The 19,171-nt window shown below is 36.7% G+C and carries 16 protein-coding genes; 4 read left to right on the top strand and 12 right to left on the bottom strand.

Going from position 1 to position 19,171, the window contains the following annotated elements; genetic code table 11:
* Positions 1-2: 2 nt before the first annotated feature.
* The 5 genes from ACQWU4_RS19230 to katG form a co-directional block, all read right to left on the bottom strand.
* A complete protein-coding gene (locus ACQWU4_RS19230; RefSeq protein ID WP_429937357.1) occupies positions 3-1,502 on the bottom strand; it encodes a vitamin K epoxide reductase family protein in 1,500 nt (499 codons plus the stop codon).
* Positions 1,495-2,649, bottom strand: a complete 1,155-nt coding sequence (locus ACQWU4_RS19225; protein ID WP_429937356.1) for a TlpA family protein disulfide reductase — start codon at positions 2,647-2,649, stop codon at positions 1,495-1,497. Before ACQWU4_RS19225 ends, ACQWU4_RS19230 begins: the two co-directional genes overlap by 8 nt.
* A gap of 120 nt (positions 2,650-2,769) precedes the next feature.
* Positions 2,770-2,991: a hypothetical protein gene (locus tag ACQWU4_RS19220; protein WP_429937355.1), complete on the bottom strand. Its 222-nt coding sequence runs from the start codon at positions 2,989-2,991 to the stop codon at positions 2,770-2,772.
* Positions 2,992-3,271: 280 nt separating this feature from the next.
* Positions 3,272-4,498, bottom strand: coding sequence for a hypothetical protein (locus ACQWU4_RS19215; RefSeq protein ID WP_429937354.1), 1,227 nt, complete (start codon positions 4,496-4,498; stop codon positions 3,272-3,274).
* 134 nt (positions 4,499-4,632) lie between these two features.
* Complete coding sequence (katG, locus tag ACQWU4_RS19210) at positions 4,633-6,912, bottom strand: catalase/peroxidase HPI (RefSeq protein WP_429937353.1); 2,280 nt, start codon at positions 6,910-6,912, stop codon at positions 4,633-4,635.
* Positions 6,913-7,240: 328 nt separating this feature from the next.
* Here katG and ACQWU4_RS19205 point away from each other — a divergent pair, with 328 nt between their 5' ends.
* Both ACQWU4_RS19205 and ACQWU4_RS19200 read left to right on the top strand, forming a co-directional pair.
* On the top strand, positions 7,241-7,702 hold the full coding sequence (locus tag ACQWU4_RS19205) for a heme-binding domain-containing protein (RefSeq protein WP_429937352.1): 462 nt from the start codon (positions 7,241-7,243) through the stop codon (positions 7,700-7,702).
* Between the two features lie 14 nt (positions 7,703-7,716).
* Entirely contained in the window at positions 7,717-8,130 is a 414-nt protein-coding gene (locus ACQWU4_RS19200) for a thiol-disulfide oxidoreductase DCC family protein (protein WP_429937351.1), read from the top strand.
* Between the two features lie 70 nt (positions 8,131-8,200).
* Here the strand turns inward: ACQWU4_RS19200 and ACQWU4_RS19195 are convergent, their stop codons facing one another.
* Positions 8,201-9,634, bottom strand: coding sequence for an alpha-amylase (locus tag ACQWU4_RS19195; RefSeq protein ID WP_429937350.1), 1,434 nt, complete (start codon positions 9,632-9,634; stop codon positions 8,201-8,203).
* A 187-nt stretch (positions 9,635-9,821) separates the two neighbouring features.
* Between ACQWU4_RS19195 and ACQWU4_RS19190 the strand changes: the two genes are divergently transcribed.
* Together ACQWU4_RS19190 and murA are read left to right on the top strand one after the other, a co-directional pair.
* Positions 9,822-10,493: a DUF4290 domain-containing protein gene (locus tag ACQWU4_RS19190; protein ID WP_429937349.1), complete on the top strand. Its 672-nt coding sequence runs from the start codon at positions 9,822-9,824 to the stop codon at positions 10,491-10,493.
* Positions 10,493-11,800: a UDP-N-acetylglucosamine 1-carboxyvinyltransferase gene (murA, locus tag ACQWU4_RS19185; protein WP_048502513.1), complete on the top strand. Its 1,308-nt coding sequence runs from the start codon at positions 10,493-10,495 to the stop codon at positions 11,798-11,800. Before ACQWU4_RS19190 ends, murA begins: the two co-directional genes overlap by 1 nt.
* Positions 11,801-11,866: 66 nt before the next feature.
* Here murA and ACQWU4_RS19180 read toward each other — a convergent pair whose 3' ends face one another.
* The 6 genes from ACQWU4_RS19180 to ACQWU4_RS19155 form a co-directional block, all read right to left on the bottom strand.
* Positions 11,867-13,786 carry a DUF2207 domain-containing protein gene (locus ACQWU4_RS19180; protein WP_429937348.1) on the bottom strand — a complete coding sequence of 640 codons (1,920 nt, stop codon included), beginning with the start codon at positions 13,784-13,786 and terminating at the stop codon, positions 11,867-11,869.
* A 3-nt stretch (positions 13,787-13,789) separates the two neighbouring features.
* Positions 13,790-14,341, bottom strand: coding sequence for a LemA family protein (locus tag ACQWU4_RS19175; protein WP_429937347.1), 552 nt, complete (start codon positions 14,339-14,341; stop codon positions 13,790-13,792).
* Between the two features lie 283 nt (positions 14,342-14,624).
* On the bottom strand, positions 14,625-14,936 hold the full coding sequence (locus ACQWU4_RS19170; protein ID WP_429937346.1) for an NIL domain-containing protein: 312 nt from the start codon (positions 14,934-14,936) through the stop codon (positions 14,625-14,627).
* Positions 14,937-15,279: 343 nt separating this feature from the next.
* The gene (locus tag ACQWU4_RS19165) at positions 15,280-15,930 is read right to left on the bottom strand and encodes a YiiX/YebB-like N1pC/P60 family cysteine hydrolase (RefSeq protein WP_429937345.1); all 651 of its coding nucleotides are present in this window, start codon (positions 15,928-15,930) and stop codon (positions 15,280-15,282) included.
* Positions 15,931-15,968: 38 nt separating this feature from the next.
* A complete protein-coding gene (locus ACQWU4_RS19160) occupies positions 15,969-16,451 on the bottom strand; it encodes a DUF1801 domain-containing protein (RefSeq protein WP_429937344.1) in 483 nt (160 codons plus the stop codon).
* Between the two features lie 124 nt (positions 16,452-16,575).
* Positions 16,576-19,164, bottom strand: a complete 2,589-nt coding sequence (locus tag ACQWU4_RS19155; RefSeq protein WP_429937343.1) for a fibronectin type III domain-containing protein — start codon at positions 19,162-19,164, stop codon at positions 16,576-16,578.
* Positions 19,165-19,171 lie beyond the last annotated feature (7 nt).

The following is a 19,171-nucleotide window of genomic DNA, read 5'->3' as shown; positions in this document are numbered from 1 at the left end:
ATTTATAGGGAAAAATTATTTGATTTTTTCATATCGCTTATTAAATCAGGAATAAAATACCTAAGAAATGATCTGGAATAGTTTTCCGGGAAAACATATTTATTTAAAAGCAGTGTAGGCGAATGTTCAAAATTCGTGGACAATCCAAAATTATTTTGGCTCAGTATCTGGGTTTCAATTTCAGAAGACAATTCATCATTGATATACTGTTTTTCTTCAAAAAAATTATAATTATTAGCCAGCATTTCTAATGTGGAACTTCCTCCTGCATCTAAATAATGATGCAGAATATTCCTTATTATTTCTTTTCCCTCAGATGTAAAGTTTTTATCATAAAATATGATTTGAATTACCACATTATCCGATTCATAATTATATAAGTCCCATAAATTCTTATAGGTTTCTTTACAATACTTGCAGTTGGGGTTAGAAACCATAGTAATTAAAGGTTTAGCATCGCTTCTTTCCCCGATAATTACTCCCAGGTTTTCTAAATCAAAATCAATTCTTTTACTCTTTATCAAAGAATATTTAAACAGGTCAAAGTTTCTGTAAAACTTGATTAAACCATTATTCGTTTTCTTTAATCTTTCAACTAAAGCTGCATTTTCAGAAATAAAATGAGTAATTAGATAAGCCCCTGCAATGATAATAAGGAACAGTAAAATTTTGTTAAAATTTAAATTAAAGGGTAGTTTATTAAACGAAATAATACTGATTAATATCTGTATATAAAGAATAGCAATGATAGTAAGACATACCGTACAGAATTTTTTTTCTATAACAAGCTGGAAGTATAAAGAATAGAATGTCAAGGGTAAACTTAACATGATCCCTATAAAAAAGATACTATAAAACTCAGGAACTGCAATACTGAAAGCCAGTAGAAAAAACTGCTGGATAAAGAAAAAAAAGCTCAGATGCCCTAATTTAACAGGAAGTTTCTTATCCGAATTAATGATAGAACTGCAGCTGGATTTTTCTTCTTTTGATGAACAAAATTTATTGGAAAAGTCTGATTCTATTCCTAACTCAATTGAAAGTCCGCTATATGAGATATAAACTCCTATGACAGCACATAATGAAAGAACAGGGATATAAGGTGATCTGAAAATCGAGCATATAAACAGCAGCAGCAAAAAAACCACAAACAAAAAAGCTGTTTTGAGATTAAATTTTAAGGTCCATTTTTTAGGCAGTTCTTCAGCAATTAATACCAGAGATTCTTTTAAAGTATTTAGATTTTGTGATTTAATGTATTCGAATTTTAAATCCCCGGATCTGTCATAAAAAATAGCAAGATCTTTTCGATCAGTTTCATTTTCTATATCCGGATAATTATAAATATTATATCTGATATTCATCATATCCAGCGTATCTGCATAGGACAGAATATCCGGATAATTCGGATGGGAGGAAATACCTGTTTCTAAATCAGAATAATCTACATCAACATTTTTCTTTTTAAGATATTTATAAAGAAACTGAATATTGTTATTCATCTTTGCTTACATTTTTTAACAGGAAATTATTTAGCTGATCAACAGAAACATTGATCAGTACTATTTCATTTTTATTATTCAGCAGAAAATTGGTTGGATAGGAATTGATACCCCAGCGCGTAGCCTGCTCTCCATTTTCATCCAAATATTGAGTCCAGGGAATCTCAAAATCTTTGATTGTTTTATTTAAATAAGGCAAATCTTTTTTACGGTCTGTTGCAATATTAATGATTGTGAATCCTTTCGGATTATACTTATTATACAGCTCCTTATACTTAGGCAGATCTCTCCTGCACGGAAGGCAGTGGCTAAACCAAAATTCAACTAAAGTATATTTTTTTTGATTATCCAGCTTGAATGCAACAGGTTTCTGATCTAAACCGCTAACTTTCGGTAAAGGGAATGTATGTCCGATACTCAGAATCTTTTTCCGTCTGATTTCACCGGAAATTTCCTTTCCGTAAAAACTCTGTTTTATATCTTTTGAAAACCTATTAACTATAGATTCCGCTTCGGTTATAGAAAATAAGTTTTTTTCAAATAAATCAACAAACTTCCAAAAAGCTATATTTGAGTCCGGATGGGTACCAATATAATCCGATAATATTTTTTTTTCATCTGCTATGATTTCTTTCTCCTGTTTATCATATGATGCAAAGTATTCTTTAGGTACATTCTGCATACCTCCGTATTTACCAACTGCTTCATCCGCATCTTTATATAACTGGTTATATCTTTTTTTTACAGGAAGAAATGAAAGATCATACTCTTTATTCTCTTTAAGAAATTTATCGTTATGATTAACTGATAGAGAATCTATTGTGTAAATGTGAACATTCGTATCCTTAGAAGTAACAAAAAAAACAGAACTTGATGTATACCCATTCTCATCCCGATCAAAAAACTTGTATGGATAATTAGCTTTTAAATTGGCAGGTTTAAATTCAAAATTACCATTATTATCAACTGTTGAAGAATCCAGTACCTTGCCTTTTTCATAATATCTATCCTGATAGGCATTGGCAAGATAAATCTTTGAATGCTTAAAATTATATTTTGTTATACCTTTAACTGTATTGTTCTGAGAGCTAAGATTCTGACTGCATAATATTAAAAACAGCAAACTGTATTGAGATAAAATTTTCATTTAACTTATAAATTATCGATGAGAAGGGATTAACAAAGGCTGCTTTTAAATAAAGCAGCCTTTTTAAGAATTTAATTATAAGTAAGATCTTATTTCATAAGATTTTCAAATAATGTTATTTTAAGCGCAGCAATTAGTATGAGGTCTTCCTGAAAAATTATTCCAGATAGATCTTCCTGATGAACACAGTGAATCTGAATTACATCCTCCACCTTCTAAACCTTCTCCTAATTCTTCTTCAAAACCGATACCTCCTTTGAAGTTTTTCAATGTTTCTCTTGTAAGAGATGAAGATTTTACTTCTGATGCCTTAATTGTTTTCTTAATCGTTAGTTTTTTCATAAAATGAGTATTAAATATGTTTTTAATGTTCAAACAAAGTTAATTATTTATTTCATACATACAAGATATATTTCATATAAATCACCATTTAAGGTGTAATTTATTCATAGTTAGCAAAACAAACCTTAGCATGAAAAAAGTAAAAATATCATACCCAATTACTTATATAAAAAAAGCATTATTTTAAATCCCGATAAAATGATTAATTTTTATTCGCCTCAATAAAAAAGCCATCCTATTTTTAATAGAATGACTCTTTTTATATCAGTTAAATTGGAATTTAATACCTCGAAATCACCACCCAGGCAGAACCAGTACTTTGCACTACAATCGCTCTTCCCAGATTACTGTTATTTAAATCATAATTCGTAAAATCCCCGCCATTAATTCTGAAAGTTCCGCTAATGGTAACATTTCCGGCCGTATCATTAACCAGATTATAAATTTTCCCCTGATTGGCAGTACCTGGAGCCGGAAGAGAAATATTTCCGGTGACAAGAACCGTATAATCATCGGCAGCAACAGTTCCCGAAGACAAAGTTTTTATTTTTGCATTTAAAGATGAAGTATCTTTCCATGATAATGTTCCCGCGCCATCTGTTACCAAAACCTGATTAGCCTGCCCTCTTGTTCTTGGAAAAGTATAATCCCCCTGAGGATTACCGGATGTATCTTTATAAGAAAAAGTAACTCCTTTATTTTTTTCCAGAGCGATTTCTGTTAATTCTGCTGATGTCTTTTCATGGCTCAGTCTCAGATTGTCAACACTCCCGTTACTTATTCCCCATATAGAGGCATTTACACTTTGGTCCGCATTATTGGCAACCAAGGCAAAAATACCTCCCGTAGTCTGTGAAAAGGTTGCTATACTACCTCCACCCGATCCATAAGTAGATTGTAAACTGCTTATTCCCGGCCTCGTAAGCACTACACTTGTACTTGTAGCAGCAGATAGGTCACTATTGTCAGCATAATAAAATCCATTACCTATCCCAAAAAGATTGGTATCGATACCGAAATAGTTACTTCCGCTTCCGTATTGAGCTCTCATATCTCCTTTTACTTCAAACTTTCTGTCGGATACTGCATCACCGGCAGCAAAGCCAATCCCTACTTTTCCATTCTGGTAAATATCTTGAGTATTATCAGTCGCTGGATTTGCTGTATTTTGGATATTCCATGGTGATGTTCCTGTATTAAGCTTTACCCATTTATTCAGGTCACCGTTAAAATAATAATACCCCACAGAATTCATATCAGCAGTCTGCGTACCTGGCGTTCCGGTAGCAGTTATGTATACCAAAGCTCCTGTTTGTAAAGAAGTATAGTTTTTTAAATTTAGCTGATCTACGGTAATTCTCGGAGCAATAATTCCGTCAAATTTTGAAGTATCTGTCGGGTTTCCGACTACATCGAGTGTCGCATTTGGAACATCTGTATTAACCCCCACTTGGGCAAAACTAAAAGAACCAGCCAATACTAAGGCAGGAAATAATTTTCTTAACATAAATATTTGTTTGTTTTTCAACAAATATATAATTAATTTAAATATATTATCATTTTTAAATTAAACTTAGAAATAATTAATAAAAAAAGACAGCTTTTTCAGCTGTCTTCATAAATATTATGTTAAGTTTATAATTATTTTAAATCAAATCTGTCGGAATTCATCACTTTAACCCAGGCAGAAACAAAATCATTTACAAATTTTCCCTGAGCATCTGAACTTGCATATACTTCTGCAATGGCTCTCAATTCAGAATTTGATCCGAAAACAAGATCTGCACGGGTTGCGGTCCACTTTGGCTGTCCTGTTGACCGGTCAGTCCCCATATATAATTCATGATCTTCGGAAATAGCCTTCCATTGTGTTCCCATATCCAGAAGATTCACAAAGAAGTCATTGGTAAGCACTCCCGGACGACTGGTAAATATACCATGCTTTGATCCGTCAAAATTCGTATCTAATGCACGCAGTCCCCCCAAAAGTACTGTCAGTTCCGGAGCAGTAAGAGTTAATAGCTGTGCTTTGTCAATCAATAAAGATTCTGTAGATACGCTGAACTTTGTTTTCAGATAATTGCGGAATCCATCTGCTGCCGGTTCCAGATAACCCATAGATTCTACATCCGTCTGCTCCTGTGAAGCATCCATTCTTCCTGGTGAAAACGGAACTTTAGTATGATTACCTGAATCTTTCGCAGCTTTTTCAACTCCGGCACTTCCTGCAAGAACAATCAAATCTGCCAATGAAACTTTTTTACCATTAGTTTGGGCTTCATTGAATTCTTTTTGAATATTTTCCAGAATTCCCAAAACTTTCTGAAGTCTGACAGGATTATTTACCTCCCAATCTTTTTGAGGAGCCAGTCTGATCCTTGCCCCATTGGCACCACCACGTTTATCGCTTCCTCTGAAAGTAGAAGCAGAAGCCCAGGCTGTAGTCACCAATTCCGCAACACTTAATCCTGAATTTAATATTTTCTCTTTTAAAGCATCAATATCCGCTTCATTTACCAATTCATGATTAACTTCAGGAATTGGATCCTGCCAGATCAGCTCTTCCTGAGGCACATCTGGTCCTAAGTATCTCGCTTTTGGTCCCATATCCCTGTGGGTAAGCTTAAACCATGCTCTGGAGAAGGCGTCTGCAAATGCATCAGGATTATCATAGAAATGTCTTGATATTTTTTCATACACAGGGTCCAGTCTTAAAGAAAGATCCGTTGTAAGCATGGTAGGTCTGTGTTTTTTTGAAGAATCAAAAGCATCAGGAATGATCTCTGCTCCGTTTTTGGCAATCCACTGATGAGCTCCGGCAGGGCTTTTAGTAAGTTCCCATTCATTTTCAAATAAATTTTTAAAGAAATAATTGCTCCACTCGGTTGGTGTTTCAGTCCACGTTACCTCCAGCCCGCTGGAAATAGCATCCGTTCCTTTTCCTGATTTATAGCTGCTGTTCCATCCTAATCCCTGAAGCTCAATTCCTGCAGCTTCCGGCTCTTTGCCTACGTTATCAGCGGGACCTGCACCATGTGTTTTTCCAAAAGTATGTCCACCTGCAATTAAAGCTACTGTTTCTTCATCATTCATCGCCATACGTCCAAAAGTATCACGGATATCTTTAGCAGCAGCAATAGGATCAGGATTTCCGTCCGGACCTTCAGGGTTTACATAAATAAGTCCCATCTGAACGGCAGCAAGAGGGTTTTCAAGGTTTCTGGAGTGAATATCACCGTCTGCATTATCGTCAGTTGGAAGTACCCCATGTTTTTCAGCTACTCCCTCTGAGCCATGGGCATAACGTAAATCTCCTCCCAGCCATGTTTTTTCTGTTCCCCAGTAAACATCCATATCTGGCTCCCAGACATCTTCACGTCCTCCTGCAAAACCGAATGTTTTAAAGCCCATAGACTCTAAGGCAATATTTCCGGTAAGAATCAAAAGATCTGCCCATGAAATTTTATTTCCATATTTCTGTTTGATAGGCCATAGTAATCTTCTTGCCTTATCCAGACTTACATTATCAGGCCAGCTGTTCAGGGGTGCAAAACGCTGCTGCCCTGCTCCGGCTCCTCCTCTTCCGTCACCTACACGGTATGTTCCGGCACTGTGCCATGCCATACGGATAAACAGAGGACCATAATGGCCAAAATCAGCCGGCCACCAGTCCTGAGAATCTGTCATCAGTGCGTGAAGGTCTCTTTTTACAGCTTCAAGATCGAGACTTTTAAAGGCTTCAGCATAGTTAAAGTCTTTATCCATAGGATCTGAAAGCGATGAGTGCTGACGCAGAATATCTACTCTCAGCTGATCAGGCCACCAATCAAGGTTCTTGGTTCCTCCGCCTGCTACAGCTTCTTTTTTCATTGTTCCGTTATGAAACGGGCATTTACTGATGTCATTCAAGTCTTTTTCCATTGCAGTTTAATTTTTTATGTTGATAAATACAGTTTTGTTTTAATACATGACAAACTTACAAAGCTTAAATAATAAATACAATCTATTAATATTTATTTAAACAATAGTTAAAAACTATAATTAATTAAATTTTACAAATCGTTTGAAAGCATGATACCAAAAGACATAATAATGCAATTAAGTTAATAAAAATTCAGGAACAGATAGATAAAAAGCAAGAGCAAGTTGTCATATTTAGAATGATTCAAATAAAGATTTTACATTTTGATAACCAGCTCATTCGATTTAATAAAATTTGATTATTTTTATATTTTAAGATAAAATTGATATGAAAAAAGTCCTGATTGTTCTGCTTGTTGCATTTATCATTATACAGTTTTTCCCGATCGATAAAACTAATCCGCCCCCCACTCCGGGTATGGATTTTCTGAAGATCAAAAACACACCTGAACCTGTTGCAAAGATCATCAGTACTTCCTGCTACGACTGCCATTCCAATGAAACCAAATATCCCTGGTATGCAAGTATCTCACCAGCTTCATGGTTTGTTAAAAATCATATAGATGAAGGCAGGAAACATCTTAATTTCTCTACCTTTGCAGTATACGAACCAAAAAAACAGGCTCACAAACTTGAAGAGTGTATAGAAATGATAGAAAAAGAGGAAATGCCTCTGGAATCTTATTATGTGGGACATCAGGATGCAAAACTGACTGCTGAGCAGCGCAAGGAATTAGTGGAATACTTTAAAAAAGTAAAAGAAGACACCGAGAGGAAAATGTTATTTTAAATACCTACACCATTATGAAGGAGATTTGGGAAGATAAACATATTGTATTTTTTGATGGCGAATGTGGCGTCTGTAATTTTTGGGTACAGTGGATCCTTGAGCGGGATGGAAATAACCAATTCATGTTTGCTTCTTTACAATCTGATTTCGGGCAAAAATTTCTGGCTGAAAGAGGTTTGGAAACCAAAGCCTTCAATACACTCTACCTTTGGAAACCCGGACAGTATTACCTGATCAAGTCAAGAGCTGTATTGCAAATTGCCAATATATTGGGTGGAATTTATAAATTGTCGATTGTAGGAAAAATAGTCCCTGCATTCTTCAGCGATCAATTATATGATCTGGTCTCACGAAACAGGATGAAACTTGCCAATCAGAAATGTTTTCTTCCAGATCGGAATCAGAAGAAAAAATTTATCGAAGTATAATTTTCCACTACATAAACAATTAAGAAAGCAAAGATGAATCATCTTTGCTTTCTCTTTTATTTTTAAATTTTTATTGGTTCAAAGACCATATTGAATAGCTGTTTGGTGGTGCCTGGATCTTCACCCACTTATCTCCCTGTGTTGTAGGATACCAGCTTGAATTACCCGTAAAATCTTTAATCTGCTGGCTGCTCCAGTTAGTTTCTATCCATCTTTCCTGCCAGCTTGATGAATTATTAATGTAAACAACAAGCCCCGGATTGCCGTTATAACCGTTACGTCTTGCAATATATTCATCATTATCAGTATATAATATGGAAGTAGTTCCTGTAGCTTTATTGTTATGAATCCAGATAAGATTGTTCAGTCTTTCCTTGTTTAGCCATTCTTCATAATCTCTGTAAAAAATGGTAGGATAACCTTCATGAGTAAGGATATAAGCATAGGCCGGCATTTTGTTATAAATAATGTCAGTATCGTGATTGGCCACAAAAGTCACAGCCTTGTAAGGATTCCTTTTCCACATCATATCATCATTCAAAACATTTAAATTTCCGTTATCAAAAGCTTCATCCATTTTATAATAGGCTGCGAAATCAAATACGGAGCTGTTGGCGTTATTAGCCCACCACTCCAGCGTATTTACATTGGAGTCCCACAATTCGCCTACAGAAAATCCGCCTACGTTGGAATTCCAGTTATTGACAACCCAAGGTCCGAAACCTTTGACATAATCAAATCTCCAGCCATCAAATTTCATGACATTTTTATAGTACTTCCCGACAGAATCATCTCTTCCCCACAACCAGTCCTGCACGTAAGGATTGGCATGGCAAAGATCCGGGAATCCCCCGAAAGCACCTTCATCATTGTTACCGTAAGAGTTTTTGTAAAAATCATTATAACTTCTCTGAAATTTTCCGGAAGCAACTCCTGAAAAATCGGTCCAGGTATTTGTTCCTGTGTAAGGATTGGCCTGAGATTGTCCGCCACTGTTGTGATTAATCACAATATCTGCATAAACCTGCATATTTTCAGCGTGGGCTTTTGTAATTAGTGCTTCCAGTTCAGTTCGGGATCCAAAGCGGGTTTCTATGCTTCCGTTCTGGTTGAAATTACCAAAATCATAGTAATCTGTAGGATCGTATCCCATGGAATAAGCACCGTTCTGCGCCTTAGATGCAGGTGGAAGCCATACTGCGCCGATTCCTGAATCTGACCAGGCTGTCAGCTTATCTTTTACAGTATTCCACCAGTTTCCACCCTCGGGAACATCCCAGTAAAACCCCTGCATCAGAACTCCGCCTCCGGGACCAGATACAAATTTTCCAGCAGCAGATCCGTTTCCTGTACTGAAAGGACGCCCGTCATGATTGGTAACGTTGACGGTTTTGGAATGAACTTCCTGCTTCTGGAGGTTTTCATTGTCATTTTCATCACGGTTCTGACAGGAATTTAAAAATGCCAAAGCCAGCATCGAAACTAAGAAATGTGTTTTTTTCATACTTTATTTTAATTATTAATCTATTAACTAAATTACAATTTTATTGAAACAAAATCTATAAAACGTGAAATATTTTCATTTTCACCAAAAAATCCTGATAAATAACTGTATAAAAATTTCATTAAAAAATCATAAACTTTTAATATTTTCAAAACAATTTTTCTTTTAATCCATATATTTGCATACTATGGAATACAATACCCAAAAAACTCAGCTTCATATGCCGGAATATGGCAGAATCATACAGCAGCTGGTTGAACGCTGCAAAGAGCTCCCTACCAAAGAGGAAAGGAGTGAAATGGCTATGGCCATTATCGATTTTATGGGTCAGAGAAACCCTCAGCTCCGCGACGAAGAAAATTATAAACATAAACTTTGGGATCATCTTTTCATTTTAGCAAATTATGATCTTGATGTAGACTCTCCATATCCTTTCCCTACAAGAGAACAATTGTCTGAAAAACCGAAAAAAATGGAATATCCAAAATTACAGGGAGATTTCAAATTTTACGGTAAGAGTATTCTTCAGCTGATAGAGAAAGCCATCGAACTGGAATCAGGTGACGAAAAGGAAGCCCTGATTGAGGTGATTGCCAACAATATGAAGAAATCTTATAACGTATATAATAAGGAACATGTAACAGATGATGTCATTTTCCGTCACCTGAAGGAGCTTTCTGAAAACAGGCTGGATCTTACAGGAATAGAGTCTCTTGAAAAGAGCAAGATCTACTATACCAGCAATAATAACAACAGCAGAAACAACAATAACAGCGGCAGAAGCAACAGCAATAACAACAATAATAAGAACCAGCCCAACAAGAGAAGACATAACAACAATCATAAAAACAGAAAATAATGAGTGGAACATTTCAGATAAGAGGAGGAAAAAGACTGCATGGTGAAATTACTCCACAAGGGGCAAAAAATGAAGCCTTACAAATTTTATGTGCTGTACTGTTAACTGATGAAGAGGTAAGAATTAAAAATATTCCTGATATTCATGATGTGAACAGACTGATTGAAATTCTTGGTGATTTCGGAGTTAAGGTAACCAAGAATGGTCAGGGAGATTTCACATTTAAAGCAGATAAGGTTAATTTCGATTATATCAAGTCTCATGAATTTAAAAAAGACGGAGCCAAACTGAGAGGTTCCATTATGTTGATGGGTCCTATGCTTGCCCGTTATGGTGAAGCTTATATGCCGACTCCGGGAGGTGATAAAATAGGAAGAAGAAGATTAGATACGCACTTCCAGGGGCTTGTTGAACTTGGTGCTGAATTTAACTATGATGAAGATGAATATTTTTATTCTTTAAAGGCTAAGGAACTCAGAGGTAAATTTATTCTTCTGGAAGAGGCTTCCGTTACAGGAACTGCCAATATTGTAATGGCTGCCACTCTTGCCAAAGGAAAAACAAGAATCTATAATGCTGCCTGCGAACCTTATCTTCAGCAACTTTGTAAAATGCTGAACAGAATGGGGGCCAATATTTCAGGGATTGGTTCCAATCTTCTTACAATTGAAGGAGTGGAACATCTTCGCGGCACTGAACACACAATGCTTCCGGACATGGTAGAGATCGGATCATGGATAGGTCTTGCTGCCATGACAAAATCTGAGATCACCATTAAAAATGTAAACTGGAGCCAGCTTGGCGTTATCCCTAATACATTCAGAAAACTGGGAATCCAGCTTGAGCAGAGTAATGATGATATTTTTATTCCAGCTCAGGAAAATTATAAAATCCAGAAATTTATCGACGGATCTATCCTTACGATTTCAGATGCTCCGTGGCCTGGATTTACACCGGATTTATTATCGATAATTCTGGTAGTAGCTACACAGGCGAAAGGAAGTCTTTTGGTTCATCAGAAAATGTTTGAATCAAGGTTATTCTTCGTGGATAAATTAATTGACATGGGTGCACAGATCATTTTATGTGATCCTCACAGAGCTACGGTAATCGGACTGAACCAGGAGGCTCCATTAAGAGGAACTACCATGGTTTCCCCGGATATCAGAGCTGGAAATGCACTTCTTATTGCAGCATTATCTGCAGAAGGAAAATCTATCATCCACAATATTGAACAGATCGACAGAGGATATGAAAATATTGACGGAAGACTGAAAGCTATCGGTGCTGATATTGAAAGAATTTAGAAAAATATTTTATCTAATAAAAAAGCGTTCAAATTAATTTGAACGCTTTTATTTTATAAGCTTTGGCTACCATCCGCCACCACCTCCACCACCTCCGCCTCCGCCGGAGAATCCACCGCCACCAGACCCGCTGCCAGAGCTGGAAGGTTGGGTAGATGCAGACTGAATAGATTGGGTAAGGCTTGAATTCAGGGTATTGGCAAAAGCATGCTGGTTCATTACTCCTCCGTAGTACCAGTTATTCTGATATTCTGCAGCTGTTCTTTTCAGCATTTCATCAAATTTCTGCCCCCAGATCTGATCAACTCCCATTACCATTGCAAAAGGAAGGAGGGTTTCAAAAACCTGAGGAGTCATCTGAGGAGGGTTATGAAACTTCAGCTGTTCGTTTTCAGCAGCTCCCATATACATTTTGAATCCGTCTATCAATGACTTTTTTCTAAGTTTCTCTTTCGATGGCTGCCTGATCAAGTACTGATACGCCACCATTACGGAAAACGCAAGAACATAAAAAATATAGCAGGCATTGAAATTCATATTTTCAACACCACCTCCGCCTGCAGAAATGATTCCTCCAACTCCCAGAATTATAGCGATAGGCAGTGGAATCAAAAATTTCCAGGACGTATTTTTGAGCAAAAATGTTATTAAAATCAATACAATGAAAAGAATAATATACAAAGCTATCCCAGCAAAAACCCTTTCAAATTCAGGAAGGATAGTATAGCTTACAAATAATCCAAGGCCATAAACAATGCTGATCACAAGCCACGGCAGCACCAGCTTCTTCGTATTATTTCCTTCATTTAAAAGATCATCATGCTGAAAACCCAGTGTTCCTTTGAAATTCCGGACAGCTGTTTCAATTTTCGAATTATATTTTCCATCAAATTTCAAAGAATCTTCGAACCCCGAAAAAAGACTGTTCATCAGATTAATTTCTTCTTTGGATAAAGATTCATCTGCTTCATTTAATTTTTTCAGAGTAAAAATTTTGGTACTGAAAAATCCTAGCAGGCCTGAATCTTCCCCTTCAATTATTTTGATATATCCTTTCACTGCAAGATTGACAATAGCTGCAGTAAGGTATTTATTTTTAAAACTTCCACTATTAATATAACCCAAAGAAGCGGGTGAAAGATTTTCAGGAACATTGAATTGTGGATAAACAGTAGGTGCTTCAGCATCTATCCCATATTTCATCCATGTGGAATAGAGATACAGCAGCAATCCTAAGAAAATAATACATCCTGCGATCAAAATACCGTAAGTTTCAAGGAAAGTCGGCGGCGGCGGAGGCACCATAATTCCTTTCTTGAAACCTACTGCTATAGTAAGTCCCTCATTGGCATGAAGCCCTGAAGCCCCCCATTCTATGGAATTATCTGAAAGTACCTTGGATGTACAGTTCTGGCTGTTGCTACCATAAGCTCCGGTGTAGCAGGAATTCTGAATAATTCCGGCTCCTTCGGGAAGGTTCACTTTTGCAGAAATGGTATCTACATCGAAATCCCAGTAGGTACCGTTTACATTCCAGTAAAATTCATCGTATTTATTAAAGAAGCCAATCTGGTTCTCTGTTTTATATTTTATTTCATACTCGTAGGTTCCCGGATCAAGGATCACATCTTTATTTCCGGCATATATTTTCAGATAACCATCATCATTTTCTTCATGATAATCTTCATCTTCTCCGTTTTTTTTAACTGAAATGATATCATACCTTACTTTCTGGCTTTTATTGTTCAGATTTCTGGATAAAGGAAGTGCCCGGAAGATTCCCCTTTTGATATTGTTTCCGAGACTGTAAACTTTAATATTTTCGGTAACAGTGATACCTGAATTTTTATCAACATCAATATCCGAATGGAAAGAAATGATCTTTTCCGGCCCGATAATGGTCGACTGATCCAGCCTCTCCAGATCGTTCTGGGCAAAAACTATACAAAAAAACTGAAGAAGGAAAAGCTGTAACAACTTTTTCATCTCTTAGAATTTTACCGTTGGTACTTCTCTTTCTGCAATATTTTCCAGTTCGAAAAAAGGGGATTTCTCAAACTTATACATATTCGCAATGATATTGCTAGGAAAAGATTCTATAAGTGTATTGTTCTCACGAACGGTACCATTATAATACCGTCTTGATTTCTCAACATCATTTTCTATAGATGTAAGCTCGCTCTGCAGCTGTTGAAAATTGGTATTGGCTTTCAGATCAGGATATTGTTCTGCTACGGCAAACAGATTCATCATAGCCTGATTCAGGTTTTTCTCCGCAGCTTCTTTAGCCTGAACGGAATCCGCCCCTACAGCCTGGGTTCTGGCTCTTATAACACTGTCAAGGGTTTCACGCTCGTGTGTAGCATATCCTTTTACCGTTTCTACAAGGTTTGGGATAAGATCATGACGCTTCTTAAGCATGACATCAATACTGCTCCATGCTTCCTGAACAAGGTTTTTCAGCTTTACAAGACGGTTGTAGACAGATACTGCATAAATAAGGCACAATGCAATTAAAGCAATAATAACAATTAGGGTCATAGTTTTTTTGTTTTTTTATATTCCTTAAAAATACTGCTTTTTTTAAATTGGAAAGAGAATTAATTATTTTTTAATCTGTTCAAACTTAATTGTTATTACTTTTAAACCTTTAGCAAGAATTTAAGAAATAAAGTATAGTTAAGACTAATTATTCTGATTCCTGAAGGCTGTGCAGATTTTCCTAGTGCTATCAACAACTTATTACATCTTAATGATTTAGAAAATAAAAAAGTACCCGATAAAAACCGGATACTTTCTGTAATTAAAACTATATGAATCTCCCCTAAAAATACTTCCGGCAGTTATATTCCACCATGGTACTTAAAAGTTTATTTTTATTCAGATAAAATTCCAATTGCTGGTAATCTTCTGAACTGACATTAATATATAATTGTACTGAACCCAAACTATATCCGTTGACATATTCCACGTTGGCTGACAACACCCTGTGACAGATCCCGAACTGATTATAGATGGTATTCATTAAATGCTCAAATTTCATTTTGCCGTTTAATTCTATTTCCAGTATCAGTTCTTTTTTAGGCAGGTTAATTTTGTTATGTATTACCTGCAGTGTAGGATTAGGTGTAATCATTACTCAACAATTTTGGGTTAAACATTTTCTAGATCATGGTTGCTTTCTTGCGTTAAATCTTTGACAAAAATATAAAAAATTATTAGTCCACCAAATTAGTAGACTAATAATTTTAAATTTTAACATTTTCCAGCAAACCAACATCCAAATAATGAGCTTTGTTCTTATATAACCTTCTACAGATTGAGCAGATAAAAAAAGGCAGCAATTAGTGATTTCACCGGATGAACAAATTATGATTTCTCCCTTGATTATTTTTATAAATATAACCTTATGCGTTTTTAATAAAATACCCCTAAAGAATTTCTAAAACTTTAGGGGTACCATTATTCTTAGAGTATATTTACAACTCTCCTATTTTTTCCAATTTATCTGAAGCCGCCAAACCGTTGGGGTTGCATCCCGGTTTTCCTTCTGGAACTTCCAGGTTTTTCTTTTTGTAAAACCCGGTCCAGAATTCATTAGTTTTACCGGTTTTGGGGTCAATGAATGTCATCGGCTCAAGTTTGAATATTTGATTTTCCCGGAATGCCCTTTCAATATAATCTGAACAGTAATAAGAGTTTTCATCCAGAATATAATTGAAATTATAAGGCTTACCCAGCATGAATTCTGCTTTTTTGAGAGCAGCAGGAATAGACTTTTGATATTCCGGTTTGAGGCGGTAAATCATTACTTTCTGGCCATCATCAGACTGATCCGTAAGGAAAGATTTCAAATCCTGTTTCTGAGAACCGCCTTTGGGAGCGGCATGCAGAACATACCAGTGATTATTTTCTTTTTCCACAATCCCAATGTGATCAAATGATGCTTCTTTCTGCTTTTGAGTTACATTATTAATCGCTCCAGAAAGTCCGGTTTCTTTAGCAGTGACAAAAAGCAGGTCGCCACTCTTCAGCTTTCCGAATTTGGATTGAGATGCACAATACTGCAACAGCAGGATTACAACAAAGAAAATAGAATAGATTAAGGTCTTTGAGATTTTTTGAAACATATCTTCTTTAAATGTAATTATAATATGAAAATATAGATCTATTTTCCTTTTGAAGCTGATTCTTTGGATCTTTTAAACTGGGTTTCGTAGATGTTGATCCAGTTTTCAACCGTCATTTTTTTGCTGACTTCAGCAATAAGTTCAAAGGGAATATCATCCATTTTTTTAAAACGCACACAGGATTTCCCCATATCCAGTTTTCTTTTTGAATATTTCGGATATTCAGCCACAAACCATTCCAACAGTTTAGGATCGGCATAGATTCCCATATGATAGAATGCAATAAAATTTTTCTGGGAAGCCAGCGCCATAAACGGCAATGGTGTACCCGGAGCACAATGGTAGCCTGCCGGATAAGTTTCAAGGGGAACCCCCCAGCCTACCATCCCGTAGCTGACATTTTCCTGAAAGCCTTTTGGTAAATTATTATTTACAGTATCAAATAGTTTTTTGAATACTTCCTGTCTTTCTTCAGGAATTTTTGAAATATAATCGGTTACAGAGTCTGCCGGAATTTGCATTTTCAGTGAGTTTTAATTTCTCCCAAAATAACAAAATTTATAGATACCATCATTGAAAATTTAAAGCACAAAAAAAGCGGCAGTACATCAAATGCACTGCCGCTCCGTTTTACTACATAAAAAATTATTTTTTAACTGCTTTAATTGTTTGTTTAGATCCGTCGTTCATAGTAAGAACTACCATATACATTCCCTGATTTAAATCTCCTAAATGAAGAGCTGATCCAGGTTTTTCAATCGTTTTAACCAATTTTCCTGCAGCATCCAAAACTGAAACAGATTTAACATTTTTGACATCAGAAATATTCAAAATATCTGTAAACGGATTAGGGTAGGCTTTAATATCATCTTTCTTAAATGATGTTTCAGCAGTTGCCAAAACAGACTTTGAAACAGAAAGGTCATCAAATCCCATATAATATGGAGCTGATGTTGTACAGTAAGCCTTAATACCAAAAGTGTAATCTCCTGTCGTTGCTGGTATATAAGTAACAGTTACCTGAGTATAATTCGTGCTGTTAGTTCCGGAACCGCCACCCGCAGTTGCAGTTTGAGTAGGCGTAAGGAATGTCGTTAAGCTGGTAGCTCCCGTTGCTGATGGTGCATTGTTTACCAATACTTCATTTTGCCAGCCTGTTTTTCCGTCTCCCACCCAATAGAAAGAGAAATCATAAGAAACTCCTGCTGTTAAAGTAAATGATGGTGTCCATAAATAAGCAGCATTGGAATACGGATAATAGATCGTCATATAATTCGGTGCAGATTTAGGATCATTATATGATTGTTGAGAAGCATTTGCTGAAGTAAAGCTAGTTGTAGACGAGCTACCTCCCGGAAGTTGTTTCCAGCAATTCGGAACTACTGCCGATCCTAAAGTGGTCATTGCATCAAAATTTTCATTCCAAGGCAAGGTGGTTACCGGATAGCAAGGTGTTGTGAATGTTGTCGAAGTATAACTCCAAACACTTTTATCTGTAGCACTGCAGCTGGATCTTACCCAAGCATAATATGTTGTTGCAGGTGATAATCCACCCACCGGCGCAGAGGTTGTAGTAGAAGTTGCAGAATTTGATGCATTTAAAACTGTGGCAGCAGTAGGAGCAGTATTGGTTGTACTGTAATATACTTCATATCCAATCGCAGGAGCCTGAGCAGGAGCCGTCCAGCCAATCGTTGCCGAGCTGGCAGTAACATTCGAAGATGTAACCGCAGTTGGCTCAATACAGGTAGGAATATCCTGAACCATAATATCATCAATATATATTGCTCTGGCCGTACCACCTAAACCATGTTTAAATGCCAACTGCAAATCAGAGCCCGCCGGGATATTAACAGTGTACTGTGTATGTGTAGTTGTTAAGCTAATAGGAGAACCTATTTGTGTAAAAGAAGCAGGATCTGCAGGGTTTGACAAAGTCCCCACCAATAATGGGTAACCAGCCCCTCCAGATTTTGCAGAGAACCTTACACGCTTGTTGCCATCTGAAAGGTTAACAGTTGGAGGTGAAACCAGCATCTGACTGCCTGTAGTAGCGGTTGAATTATACAGATAATAAGAATTAGGCGCTGAATAAGGATTTGACGTAGTCACATATCCATAACCTGCAAATGATGCACTTTCTAAATATGCCCAGCAGCTTGGCGCGTTATTATTCGTTGAAGAACCTATACCGGTAGTATCAAAATTTTCTGTATATGGAACAGTGAAAGTAGAACAAGCCGTTTTGAATGTACCGGCAAAAGACCAGACACTTTGACTTGTTGCAGAGCTACAATTGCTTCTTACCCAGTAATAATAGGTAGTATTTGAATTAAGCCCTCCTATAGTAGTATTTGTACCTGTTACTCCTGGATATGTAGGTGTTACCGTACTTGCAGGCGTTATATTGGAAGTGCTGTGATATACATCATAGCTTACAGCACTGGTCGGAGCCGTCCAGGAAACGAAAGCAGAATTAGCTGTTATACCTGAAGCCGCCTGCAGAGTAGGAGGCGCGCAGTCTGAATACACATCTGCGGAAAAAGCAAAAATGTTCGGAATACCTGAACCACTTGCTTTAGTTACTGTAACACTCTGTATAGGTTTTGCCTGATTGGCAGGATCTATTGCCAACGGCATCTGATAAAGTCTGGGATCAGTAGTACTGGATTCTAAAGCATCTGTAGTTCTTTTGATCCTTCCAATTCCCTGTATGGCAAAATTTGCTCCTCCATACCAGTCCAGAAGGTTTACATTCGAAAATGTCTGAGTAGTATTATCCGTAAAAGTAACCGTAACGTTTACCACGGATGTTCCACTCCCGCTGGTAGACAGCATATACAACGTGAAAGCAGCTTTCGGGGTTGAAAAAACAAGGGTTCCCGAATCATTCACATTCGCGAGTCTTAAATCATTATTCGCACTTAAGCCTCCCAAAGTAAAGCTTAGACCGGGAGTAGTGGCAACTACAGAATTAATAATTCCGTCTACCGGTAAACCGTAAGTGATGGGAGTACTTGTTGCCGTCAATTGATAATCTTTTGCTACAAAAGCATAGGAAACTCCATCCACATCAATCGTGGTAGATAAAGAAGCAGATCCCACCCCGTTAGCAATAACATCTGCCGAATATCCGGATGAGACAGGCATGGTTTGAAAATTTTGGGCATTCATTGCTGTCGCAACAAAAAGAGTCATAAAAGAGAGACCCTTCAATGGTAAATGTATTTTCATAATTATT

It is taken from the genome of Chryseobacterium sp. MIQD13 (genome assembly GCF_050496705.1).
Classification (GTDB): domain Bacteria; phylum Bacteroidota; class Bacteroidia; order Flavobacteriales; family Weeksellaceae; genus Chryseobacterium.
The sequence above is the reverse complement of the archived record's forward strand: the minus strand, read 5'-3'. Positions and strand labels throughout refer to the sequence as shown.